Source organism: Variovorax sp. P1_H2, from assembly GCF_056405295.1.
Genome location: NZ_JBFUCJ010000164.1, coordinates 1 through 11,217, shown reverse-complemented (window position 1 = coordinate 11,217; position 11,217 = coordinate 1). Strand labels below are relative to the sequence as shown.

Here is an 11,217-nt window from a genome sequence, read left to right as displayed (position 1 = left end):
GAGAAGTCCACGGCGGACAGCATTGCGCGCAGTGTGAAAGGCGTGAAGGCGGTTAAGAACGAGATTGCCGTGCGACCTTGAGCTTTGGAACCCGGATTGGGCGATTACAAACGCAGTCTGGTTCGAATGACTGGGCCGCGAGCCGTCAGGGCAACTCGTGCGCGTAGGGCCGCCGTACATGTTGACGGGCCCGGAGGTCACTGGCTCCAAAAGCTCGGTAGTTCGCCCGCCCTTGTGACAGGCTCGTGGTGCCGTTGGGGCCCCCTCGAACAACAGTGGCATCTTGCTCGTCTTGCCCATCGTCTTCCCAGAAACAGACTGGGCATATCTCGAAGCCGCCTCGCTCCGAAAGGGTGAGGTGGTAGCAGCATGGACAGGGCAGACCAGGTTTGGTCTCGGAACTGACGTGGCTGGCCGTTTTCGTATCTGTTTGGAGCGTGTTGGTGAACGGCGGCTTGTGGCCGACAGCGGGCCTCTCTGCGGCGCGATTCACTTTCGCACGACCAGATCCTGAACGCAAAGCCTCCTGCGAGCGCTGCGGTGAAGTGGCTTCAGCCAACAGGGGCCTCGGAGCATACAACCGCCGTCCGGTTGAGATAACCGACTGCCAAGCTGGCGCCAAGTTGCCAACCGATGTGAAAAAGCGTGCACTAACTTCACTGCCAAAGCAAACGCAAGTTGCTGCCATAGCAAGTGCAAATCACTGCCAAAGCGGGCGCCACGCAATTGGCCGCAACAAACTAAAGACCCGCCAGGCCAGTGGGTCTTTCCGCTTTGGGAACCTGGAAATCTCCTGCAAAATAGCACGACCGTTCGTTTTATTCCTTTCGCCCACCGATGTCCGACACCGCCGCCTCCGCCAAGCCTTCCCGCGCGCCCGCCAAGGGCCAGCAGACCAAGGCCGTCATCATCGACGCGGCGCTCAACCTGGCGGCGCAGATCGGCCTCGAGGGCCTGTCGATCGGTGCGCTGGCCGAGGTCACGCAGATGAGCAAGTCGGGCGTCTTCGCCCACTTCGGCTCGCGCGAGGAACTGCAGATCTCGGTAGTGCGCGAATACCACCAGCGCTTCGAGCAGGAGGTGTTCTACCCCGCCATGAGCAGCCCGCGCGGCCTGCCGCGGCTGCGCGCGATGTTCGCCAACTGGATGAAGCGCACCTCGGCCGAGATCGACTCGGGCTGCATCTACATCAGCGGCGCGGTCGAGTTCGACGACCGGCCCGGCCCGGTCCGCGACGCCCTGGCCGACTCGGTCAATACCTGGCTGGCCGCGATGTACCGCGCCGTGCTGCAGGCCCAGACCGAGGGCCACCTGCGCGAAGACGCCGACGCCAAGCAGATCGCCTTCGAGATCCACGCACTGATCCTGGCCCTGCACTACGAGGCCCGCTTCCTGCGCTCGCCCGATTCGCTGGCGCGTGCCAACGCGGGCTTCGACAACATCCTGGCGCGCAGCGCCACCGACCTTGCCCCCGCCACGGGCGCCGCCGCGCGCCGCCTCAAGACCGTGCGCTGAGGCGCGCGGCCTGCCTCTTTCGTTTTTTTCTCTCTCTTCTCTTCTTCTTTTTCCGGAGACCCGCCGATGCCCGCCTACACCCCGCCTCTTCGCGACATGCAGTTCGTGATGCATGAAGTGCTCAACATCACCGAAGAACTCAAGGCGATGCCCAAGCACGCCGAGGTCGATGCCGACACCATCAACGCGATCCTCGAGGAGGGCGGCAAATTCGCCTCCGAGGTGACCTTTCCGCTCAATATCAGCGGCGATGAAGAAGGCTGCGTGCTCGACAAGAGCACGCACGAAGTGAAGACGCCGAAGGGCTTCAAGGATGCCTACGCCAAGTTCGTCGAAGGCGGTTGGGCGGCGCTCTCCTGCGACCCGGCCTACGGCGGCCAGGGCCTGCCTTATGCCGTCAACCAGTGCGTCTACGAGATGCTCAACTCGGCCAACCAGGCCTGGACCATGTACCCGGGCCTGTCGCACGGCGCCTACGAGGCGCTGGCCGCGCACGGCACCGACGAGCAGAAGAAGACCTACCTGCCCAAGCTCACCAGCGGCGAATGGACCGGCACCATGTGCCTGACCGAGCCGCACTGCGGCACCGACCTCGGCCTCTTGCGCACCAAGGCCGAACCGCAAGCCGATGGCAGCTACAAGATCACCGGCAACAAGATCTTCATCTCGGCCGGCGAGCACGACATGACGTCGAACATCATCCACCTGGTGCTGGCCCGCCTGCCGGACGCGCCCAAGGGCAGCAAGGGCATCAGCCTGTTCGTGGTGCCGAAGTTCAACGTCAAGGCCGATGGCTCGCTCGGCAGCCGCAACCCGATCTACTGCGGTGGCCTCGAGCACAAGATGGGCATCCACGGCAACGCCACCGCGCAGATGGTGATCGAAGGCGCGACCGGCACGATGGTCGGCCAGCCCAACAAGGGCCTGGCGGCGATGTTCGTGATGATGAATGCGGCCCGCCTGGGCGTCGGCAACCAGTCGCTGGGCCTGACCGAAGTGGCCTTCCAGAACGCGCTGGCCTATGCCAAGGACCGCACCCAGATGCGCTCGCTGTCGGGCGCGAAGGCCAAGGACAAGGACGCCGACCCGATCATCGTCCACCCCGACGTGCGCAAGATGCTGATGACCGCCAAGGCCTACGCCGAAGGCGGCCGTGCGCTGGCGATCTTCTGCACGCTGCTGCTCGACAAGGAGCACAACCATCCCGACGAGAAGGTGCGCAAGGACGCGGGCGAGGTGGTCGCGCTGTTGACGCCGATCGTCAAGGCCTTCCTGACCGACAACGGCCACACCGCGACCAACGCCTGCATGCAGGTCTTCGGCGGCCACGGCTTTATCAAGGAATGGGGCATGGAGCAGTTCGTGCGCGACAACCGCATCAACATGATCTACGAAGGCACCAACACCATCCAGTCGCTGGACCTGCTGGGCCGCAAGGTGCTGGGCAACAACGGCGCCACCCTGAAGAAGTTCGGCAAGCTGGTGGGCAAGCTGGTCGAGGAAGAGGGCGTCAACGAGAAGATGAGCGAGTTCATCACGCCGGTCGCGGTGCTGGGCGAGCAGCTCACCAAGTTCACGACCGAGATCGGCTTCAAGGGCTTCCAGAACCCGGATGAAGTCGGCGCCGCCGCGGTGGACTACCTGCGTGTCGCCGGCCATTTCGTGTTCGGCTACATGTTCGCGCTGATGGCGCGCACCGCGTTGCGCCAGATCGCGGCCGGCAACACCGATCCGTTCTACGTCGCCAAGCTGCAGACCGCGCGCTTCTACTTCGCCAAGCTGTTCCCCGAGACCGCGACGCTGATGCGCACCGCGCGCGCCGGCAGCGCCCCGCTGATGAACACCGACGCGGCGCTGGCCTGATCGCCATGAAAGCCCTGCTCGCAGCGATCGCCCTGGCGGCCACGGCCGCCTCGGCCGTGGCCCAGATGAGCCCGGTGGGCGTCTGGCGCAGCATCGACGACAAGACCGGCGAGGCCAAGGCCGAGATCCGCATCGCCGAATCGGGCGGCGCGTTGGCGGGCCGCATCGAGAAGTCGCTGAAGAAGGATGCCAAGCCCGATGCGGTGTGCGAGGAGTGCACCGACGAGCGCAAAGGCAAGTCGATCACGGGGCTGGAGATCATCCGCGGCGGCAAGAAGGCCGAGGGCAAGGAGGTCTGGGAAGGCGGCAAGATCCTCGACCCCGAGAACGGCAAGGAATACCGCGCCAGCTTCACGCCGATCGACGGCGGCAAGAAGCTGGAAGTACGCGGCTACCTCGGGCCCTTCTGGCGCACCCAAACCTGGAACCGTAGTCAGTAGCCCACCCCCGCGGCGGCTCACTTCGTGTAGCCGCTTCCCCCTCAAGAGGGCAACACCGGTGGCCCGGCAAAGCCGGTTCCACGGTGTTTCCCGAACAGAATCAGAACTTCGAAGGCAAGTTATGTCCAGATTCCAAGTGAAAAAGGTCGCCGTGCTCGGCGCCGGCGTGATGGGCGCGCAGATCGCGGCCCACCTCGTCAACGTGCGCGTGCCGGTCGTGCTGTTCGACCTTCCCGCCACCCAAGGAGACGGGGCGTCAGCCCCGTCTTTTTCCTCCAAGAATTCCATCGTCACGCGTGCCATCGACAACCTCAAGAAGCTCAAGCCCGCGCCGCTGGCCGACGTGGCCGACGCTGGCCTGATCGAGCAGGCCAACTACGAAGACGACCTCGCCAAGCTCGGCGAATGCGACCTGGTGATCGAGGCGATCGCCGAGCGCATGGACTGGAAGCTCGATCTCTACAAGAAGATCGCGCCGCATGTCGCCAGGCACGCGATCCTGGCCTCGAACACCTCGGGCCTGTCGATCACCAAGCTCAGCGAGGCATTGCCCGAGGCGCTCAAGCCGCGCTTCTGCGGCATCCATTTCTTCAACCCGCCGCGCTACATGTTCCTGGTCGAGCTGATCAACACGCCGACCACCGAACCCGAGGTGCTCGACCAGCTCGAGACCTTCGTCACCAGCGCGCTCGGCAAGGGCGTGGTGCGGGCGCACGACACGCCCAACTTCATCGCCAACCGGGTCGGCATCGCCGGCATGCTGGCGACCTTGAAGGAAGTCGAGAAGTTCGGCCTCACGCCCGACGTGGTGGACGACCTCACGGGCAAGAAGCTGGGCCGCGCGAGCTCGGGCACCTTCCGCACCGCCGACGTGGTGGGCCTCGACACGATGGCCCACGTGGTCAGGACGCTGCAGGACAACCTTGACGAGAAGAGCGATCCGTTCTACCCCAACTTCGCGACGCCGCCGGTGCTCGCCAAGCTGCTCGAGCTCGGCAACCTGGGCCAGAAGACCAAGGCCGGCTTCTTCAAGAAGGCCGGGCGCGACATCCTGCGCTTCGATCTTGCCAAGGGCGACTACGTGCCTTCGGGCGACAAGGCCGACGAGGTCTATGGCCGCATGCTCAAGAAGCCGGCGCCCGAGCGGCTCAAGCTGCTGCGCGAGAGCGAAGGCGCGCAGGGCCAGTTCCTGTGGGCGATCCTGCGCGACAGCTTCCACTATGCCGCGGTGCATCTGGCGACCATCGCCGAGAGCGCGCGCGACATCGACTTCGCGATGCGCTGGGGCTTCGGCATGAAGCAGGGCCCGTTCGAGCTCTGGCAGGAAGCAGGCTGGAAGCAGGTCGCGACCTGGATCCAGGAAGACATCGATGCCGGCAAGGCGCTGTCGACTGCGCCGCTGCCCAAGTGGGTGTTCGAAGGCCCGGTGGCCGAAGCCGGCGGCGTCCATACGCCAGCCGGTTCGTGGAGCGCATCGAAGAACAGCTTCGTCGCCGCCCGCAAGCTGCCGGTGCACGAGCGCCAGCTGTTCCCCGAAAGCGTGCTCGGCGCCGACGCGCCCGATGCCGACAAGGCCGGCACCACGATCCAGGACGAGGGCGACGTGCGCCTCTGGACGCTGGACGGCGAGGTGTTGATCGCCAGCATCCACTCGAAGATGCATGCCATCAGCCCGGACGTCGCCGAGGCCCTGGCGGCCGGCGTCGAGTTGGCCGAGAAGGACTACAAGGCGATGGTGATCTGGTCGCCCGACGAGATGTTCTCGGTCGGCGCCGACCTGCAGGCGATGCTGCCGGCCTTCGTGGTCGCGGGCATCGGCGCGGTCGAAGGCGCCGAAGAAGAACTGCAGAAGGTCATGCTGAAGATCCGCTACGCCAGCGTGCCGGTGGTGTCCGCCGTGCGCGGCATGGCGCTCGGCGGCGGCTGCGAACTCGCGGTGCATTCGGCGAAGCGTGTCGCCGCGATGGAAAGCTACATCGGCCTGGTTGAAGTGGGCGTGGGCCTGAYCCCGGGCGCCGGCGGCCTGACCTACATCGCGCGCCGTGCGGCCGAGAACGCGGCCGCATCGACCGGCTCCGACCTGCTGCCTTTCCTGACCGAGGGCTTCACGGCCGCGGCGATGGCGAAGGTCGGTACCAGTGCGCTCGAATCGAAGAAGCTCGGCTACCTGCGGGGCAGCGATGTGGTCGTGCCGAACAAGGACGAGCTGCTCTACGTCGCGCTGCAGCAGGCCAAGGCGATGGCCGACGCCGGCTGGCGCCCGCCGCTGCGCCGCATGTTCAAGGTCGCGGGCCGCAGCGGTGCCGCGACCATCAAGGGCCAGCTGGTCAACATGCGCGACGGCGGCTTCATCAGCGCGCACGACTTCCACATCGCGGGCCTGATCGCCGAAGTGGTCACCGGCGGCGACATCGATGCCGGCGCGCTGGTGACCGAGGAGTATTTGATGACGCTCGAGCGCAAGGCCTTTTGCTCGCTCATCGTGCATCCCAAGACGCAAGAGCGAATCATGGGCATGCTCTCGACCGGCAAGCCCGTGAGGAATTAGTCCACCCCCGAGCCGGCTCACTGCGTGTAGCCGGACACCCCCTCAAGGGGGCAACACCTGCGGCCCGGCAAAGCCGGTTCCGCGGTGTTCCCCGAAAAGAGAGAATTCAGGAGCTCCTCGTGAAACAGATTCAAGATGCCTACATCGTCTCCGCCACGCGCACGCCGATCGGCAAGTCGCACCGCGGCTTCTTCCGCAACTACCGTCCCGACGACCTGCTCGCGACCACGCTGAAGGCGGCGCTCGCGGCAGTGCCGGGTCTCGACCCGAAGGCCATCGAGGACATCATCTGCGGCTGCGCGATCCCCGAATCGCAGCAGGGCCTCAACGTGGCGCGCATCGGCGCCGTGCTCGCCGGCCTGCCCAACAGCATCGGCGGCATTACCGTCAATCGCTTCTGCGCCTCCGGCCTGTCGGCGGTACAGATGGCGGCCGACCGCATCCGCGTCGGCGAGGCCGAGGTCATGATCGCGGCCGGCGTCGAGAGCATGAGCATGGTGCCGATGATGGGCAACTCGCCGTCCCTCTCGCCCTCGATCTTCGAGCGCGAAGGCGACGTCGGCATCGCCTACGGCATGGGCCTGACCGCCGAGAAGGTGGCGCAGCAGTGGAAGGTCAGCCGTGAGGCACAAGATGCCTTCGCGCTCGAGTCGCACCGCCGCGCGCTGGCCGCCCAGCAGGCCGGCGAGTTCGCCGACGAGATCACGCCGATCGAAGTCACCGACCGCTCGCCCGACCTCGCCACCGGCGAGTCGAGGGCCAAGCGCCGCATCGTCAGCCTCGACGAGGGCGCGCGGCCCGACACCACGCTCGAAGGCCTGGCCAAGCTGCGCACCGTGTTCGCGGCGCGCGGCTCGGTCACGGCCGGCAACAGCTCGCAGACCTCGGACGGCGCCGGCGCGCTGATCCTGGCCAGCGAGAAGGCCTGCAAGCAGTACGACCTGAAGCCGCTGGCGCGCTTCGTGAGCTTCGCCAGCAAGGGCGTGCCGCCGCACATCATGGGCATTGGTCCGATCGAGGCGATCCCGGCCGCGCTGCGCTATGCCGGCCTGACGCAGGATGCGATCGACTGGTTCGAACTCAACGAAGCCTTCGCCGCGCAGTCGCTGGCGGTGATCAACACCCTGGGTCTCGACCCGGCCAAGGTCAACCCGATGGGCGGCGCGATCGCGCTGGGCCATCCGCTGGGCGCCACCGGCGCGATCCGTTCGGCCACGGTCATCCATGCGCTGCAGCGCAACAAGCTCAAGTACGGCATGGTSACSATGTGCGTGGGCATGGGGCAGGGCGCGGCGGGGATCTTCGAGCGCGTCTGACGCCGCTCGCGCTTGGGGCCGGACGGCGGTCCGGCAGCTTCGAACAACGAGGAGACAAGCATGGAACGAAGAAGTCTGCAGGTCGGCGAGGACACGCTGCTCGCCGTACGTGTCTACCAACCCGAGGCGCCGCCGCGCGCCAGCGTGGTGATCGGTGGCGCCATGGGGGTGCGGCAGGCTTTCTATGAGCCGTTCGCACGCTGGCTGACGCAACAGGGATTGCGGGTCTGGACCTTCGACTATCGCGGCTCCGGGGATTCCCGTCCCGCCGATGCGTCCGATTCGCTGCGCGGCTTCGAGGCCGACCTCTTCGACTGGGCACGGGACTACGAGGCCGTGATCGATGCGGCCAAGGCCGGTGGGCGCGACATTCCGCTCTACCTGCTGGGCCACAGCCTCGGCGCCCAGTTGCCTGGCTTCCTCGAACGTCCGCAGCAGGTCGATGGCCTGCTCAGCATCGCCGCCGGCAGCGGCTATTGGCGCGAGAACGCGCCGCGCCTGAAGCGCAGCATTCTCTATTTCTGGTTCTTCGTGGTGCCGCTGGCCACGCGCCTCTGGGGCTATTTCCCGGGTCGCAGGCTGCGCAAGGTCGGCGACCTGCCGCGCGGCGTGATCCTGCAATGGCGGCGCTGGTGCCTGAACCCGCGCTACAGCCTCGGCGCCGAGGGCGAGGTCGCCGCGCGAAGCTATGGGCAGGTGCGCTTCCCGGTGCTGGCGCTGTCCTTCGTCGACGACGAACTCATGACGCTGGAAGGCACGCGGAGCCTGCTGAGTTTCTACGCCGGCGCGCCGCGCGCAGTGCAGCGCATCGCGCCGGCCGACGTGCAGGCGCGGCGGATCGGGCACTTCGGCCTGTTCCGGGAGCAGTTCAGCCACAGCCTGTGGCCGCGGGTGGCCGACAGCCTGCACGACCTGGCGGCGCTGACGGCACCGGGCAGGAGCGTCCCGCACACGACTGCATGACCCCATCCCACGGAGGCACACTGCGACCATGAAGACACACCCTCTCGACAAGGCCCTCGACCTGGCGCACAGCGACATCCAGGCGGGGTGCTTCACCGGTGCCACAAGCCCGGACTACTGGAACATGGTCGGCCCGTTCGGCGGCACGACCGCCGCGGTGATGCTGCAGGCCGTGCTGCGTCATCCAGACCTGCTCGGCGAGCCGGTGGCGGTCACGGTGAACTACGCGGCAGCGGTGGGCGAGGGCGCTTTCGAGGTGCTCGCGGTGCCGGTGCGCACCAATCGCTCGACCCAGCACTGGACGATCCAGATGTCGCAGGCCGGCGCCGACGGCAAGCCGCACGTGACCACCACCGGCACCGCGGTCACCGCGCTGCGGCGCGAGACCTGGGGCACCAGCGATTTGCCGATGCCCGAGGGGCCGCCGCCGTCGGCAGTCGAGCGCGCGAGCCTCGGTCCGTCCAGGGCCGCCTGGCCCCACCAGTACGAGATGCGGCCGATCATCGGTGCGATCCCGACCGTGTGGGACGGCAGCGGCGAGGCCAGCGAGACGCGGATGTGGCTGCGGGACGCCGAACCGCGGCCGCTGGACTTCGCCGCGCTGATGGCGCTCAGCGACACCTTCTACCCGCGGGTCTGGCTGCGGCGCGCCACGCCGGTGCCGATCGGCACGGTGTCGATCACGACCTACTTCCACACCGACGCCGCACTGCTGGCCGAGGTGGGCACCGGCTACCTGCTGGGCCGCGCCACCGGGCAGCAGTTCCGCAACGGCTACTTCGACCAGGCCGCGCAGCTCTGGAGCGAGTCGGGGGCGCTGCTGGCCACCAGCAACCAGATCGTCTACTTCAAAGAGTGAGCGACCGAAGGGGCGCCGGTGTTGCGACAATGAAGAGAACGACCAGGAGACCCGCATGACGACGAAATCCGTCGACTTCTATTTCGACTTCGGCAGTCCGGCCACCTACCTCGCCTACACCCAGCTGCCGCAGCTGTGCGCCGACACCGGGGCGGTGCTGGTCTGGAAGCCGATGCTGCTCGGCGGCGTGTTCCAGGCCACGGGCAACCACTCGCCGGCGGAGATCCCGGCCAAGCGGCCCTACCTCCACGCCGACCTGAAGCGCTTTGCCCTGCGCTACGGCGTGCCCTTCAGGCACAACCCGCATTTCCCGATCAACACGCTGCTGCTGATGCGCGGCGCCACCGGCCTGCAGATGCGCGAGCCCGAGCGCTTCGGCGCCTATGTGGATGCGATGTTCCACGCGATGTGGGTCGAGCCGCAGAACCTCAACGATGCCGCGACCGTCGGCGCCGTGCTGCAGGCGGCCGGTTTCGATCCCGGCCAGCTGCTGGCCCTGACCAACGCGCAGGAGGTCAAGGACCAGCTGAAGGCCACCACCCAGGAGGCGGTGCAGCGTGGCGTGTTCGGCGCTCCCACCCTGTTCGTCGGCGACCAGATGTTCTGGGGCCAGGACCGGCTCGATTTTGTCCGCGAGGCGCTTGCTTGACCGCGGCCCGGCGGCGGCCTGATATTCATTTTTTTAGCAAGGATCCACCATGAGCGACATCCTCGTCCACACCGAAGCCGGCGTGATGACCCTGACCTTCAACCGACTCGACAAGAAGAATTCGATCACCAGCGCGATGTACGGCGCGCTGGCCGATGCGCTGGTGCAGGCCGAGCAGGACGGCGCCGTGCGCGCGGTGCTGATCCAGGGCGACGCCACGATCTTCAGCGCCGGCAACGACATCGGCGACTTCCTCAACCAGCCGCCATCGACCGAGGAGTCGCCGGTGTTCCGCTTCCTGCGCGGCATCGCGAGCTTTCCGAAACCGATCGTGGCCGCGGTCTGCGGTCCGGCGGTGGGCATCGGCACCACGATGCTGTTCCACTGCGACCTCGTCTATGCCGGCGACAACGCGGCCTTCTCGATGCCCTTCGTGAACCTGGGCCTGTGCCCCGAAGCCGCGTCGAGCCTGCTGGTGCCGCAGATGTTCGGCTACCACCGCGCGGCCGAAGCGCTGCTGCTGGGTGAACCTTTCATGGCCGAAGCGGCGCTCGAAGTGGGCCTGGTCAACCGCGTGGTGCCGCCGACCGAGGCCAATGGCATCGCCCAGGCGCAGGCGCGCAAGCTGGCGGCGAAGCCCTTGAGCGCCCTGATCGAGACCAAGCGGCTGATGAAGAAGTCGCAGCAGCCGGCGCTGCTCGAGCGCATGGCCGAGGAAGGCCAGAGCTTCGGGCGCATGCTGCGCGAGCCGGCGGCGCGCGAGGCCTTCACGGCCTTCATGGAAAAGCGCAAGCCGGATTTTTCGAACCTTTGATCTCCCCCAGGTTGCCCCGCACTTCGTGTCGGGGCGCCCACCCCCTCACCGGGGGCAACACCAGCGGCCCGGCGAAGCCGGTTCCGCGGTGTTTCACCAACGGGCCTGGCTGCGCCGGCCGCGGAATACTAGCGCTGTGGATTGTCTTCGGCGGCGCGCAGCGCACGCCTGTTGGTGGGCAGTCGCGGAACCGGCTTCGCCGGGCCGCTGACTGCGCCCCCGGTAGGGGGTGGGCGGGCTACACGAAGTG

10 protein-coding genes are annotated in these 11,217 nt (G+C 67.0%); 9 read left to right on the top strand and 1 reads right to left on the bottom strand.

Annotated features, from left to right (window positions below; translation table 11 throughout):
- Positions 1-145 precede the first annotated feature (145 nt).
- Positions 146-688 carry a CPCC family cysteine-rich protein gene (locus AC1D2E_RS32725; RefSeq protein ID WP_478201263.1) on the bottom strand — a complete coding sequence of 181 codons (543 nt, stop codon included), beginning with the start codon at positions 686-688 and terminating at the stop codon, positions 146-148.
- A 149-nt stretch (positions 689-837) separates the two neighbouring features.
- Between AC1D2E_RS32725 and AC1D2E_RS32720 the strand changes: the two genes are divergently transcribed.
- The 9 genes from AC1D2E_RS32720 to AC1D2E_RS32680 all read left to right on the top strand — a co-directional run bounded on the left by AC1D2E_RS32720 (position 838) and on the right by AC1D2E_RS32680 (position 10,967).
- Positions 838-1,515, top strand: coding sequence for a TetR/AcrR family transcriptional regulator (locus tag AC1D2E_RS32720; protein WP_478201262.1), 678 nt, complete (start codon positions 838-840; stop codon positions 1,513-1,515).
- A gap of 66 nt (positions 1,516-1,581) precedes the next feature.
- Positions 1,582-3,378: an acyl-CoA dehydrogenase C-terminal domain-containing protein gene (locus tag AC1D2E_RS32715; RefSeq protein WP_478201261.1), complete on the top strand. Its 1,797-nt coding sequence runs from the start codon at positions 1,582-1,584 to the stop codon at positions 3,376-3,378.
- Positions 3,379-3,383: 5 nt separating this feature from the next.
- Complete coding sequence (locus AC1D2E_RS32710) at positions 3,384-3,818, top strand: DUF2147 domain-containing protein (protein ID WP_478201260.1); 435 nt, start codon at positions 3,384-3,386, stop codon at positions 3,816-3,818.
- 121 nt (positions 3,819-3,939) lie between these two features.
- On the top strand, positions 3,940-6,366 hold the full coding sequence (locus tag AC1D2E_RS32705; RefSeq protein WP_478201259.1) for a 3-hydroxyacyl-CoA dehydrogenase/enoyl-CoA hydratase family protein: 2,427 nt from the start codon (positions 3,940-3,942) through the stop codon (positions 6,364-6,366).
- Between the two features lie 119 nt (positions 6,367-6,485).
- Positions 6,486-7,682: an acetyl-CoA C-acyltransferase gene (locus AC1D2E_RS32700; protein ID WP_478201258.1), complete on the top strand. Its 1,197-nt coding sequence runs from the start codon at positions 6,486-6,488 to the stop codon at positions 7,680-7,682.
- Between the two features lie 60 nt (positions 7,683-7,742).
- Positions 7,743-8,645, top strand: coding sequence for an alpha/beta hydrolase family protein (locus AC1D2E_RS32695; protein WP_478201257.1), 903 nt, complete (start codon positions 7,743-7,745; stop codon positions 8,643-8,645).
- A gap of 28 nt (positions 8,646-8,673) precedes the next feature.
- Positions 8,674-9,504 (top strand): acyl-CoA thioesterase, encoded by an 831-nt coding sequence (locus AC1D2E_RS32690; RefSeq protein WP_478201256.1) that lies wholly within the window; start codon positions 8,674-8,676, stop codon positions 9,502-9,504.
- A 55-nt stretch (positions 9,505-9,559) separates the two neighbouring features.
- Positions 9,560-10,153 (top strand): 2-hydroxychromene-2-carboxylate isomerase, encoded by a 594-nt coding sequence (locus tag AC1D2E_RS32685; RefSeq protein ID WP_478201255.1) that lies wholly within the window; start codon positions 9,560-9,562, stop codon positions 10,151-10,153.
- 49 nt (positions 10,154-10,202) lie between these two features.
- A complete protein-coding gene (locus tag AC1D2E_RS32680; protein ID WP_478201254.1) occupies positions 10,203-10,967 on the top strand; it encodes an enoyl-CoA hydratase in 765 nt (254 codons plus the stop codon).
- Positions 10,968-11,217 lie beyond the last annotated feature (250 nt).

Excerpts from the sequence above, each read along its gene's own strand:
- AC1D2E_RS32725 (WP_478201263.1), bottom strand. The coding sequence starts at position 688 with ATGGCAGCAACTTGCGTTTGCTTTGGCAGTGAAGTTAGTGCACGCTTT.
- AC1D2E_RS32720 (WP_478201262.1), top strand. The coding sequence starts at position 838 with ATGTCCGACACCGCCGCCTCCGCCAAGCCTTCCCGCGCGCCCGCCAAG.
- AC1D2E_RS32715 (WP_478201261.1), top strand. The coding sequence starts at position 1,582 with ATGCCCGCCTACACCCCGCCTCTTCGCGACATGCAGTTCGTGATGCAT.
- AC1D2E_RS32710 (WP_478201260.1), top strand. The coding sequence starts at position 3,384 with ATGAAAGCCCTGCTCGCAGCGATCGCCCTGGCGGCCACGGCCGCCTCG.
- AC1D2E_RS32695 (WP_478201257.1), top strand. The coding sequence starts at position 7,743 with ATGGAACGAAGAAGTCTGCAGGTCGGCGAGGACACGCTGCTCGCCGTA.
- AC1D2E_RS32690 (WP_478201256.1), top strand. The coding sequence starts at position 8,674 with ATGAAGACACACCCTCTCGACAAGGCCCTCGACCTGGCGCACAGCGAC.
- AC1D2E_RS32685 (WP_478201255.1), top strand. The coding sequence starts at position 9,560 with ATGACGACGAAATCCGTCGACTTCTATTTCGACTTCGGCAGTCCGGCC.
- AC1D2E_RS32680 (WP_478201254.1), top strand. The coding sequence starts at position 10,203 with ATGAGCGACATCCTCGTCCACACCGAAGCCGGCGTGATGACCCTGACC.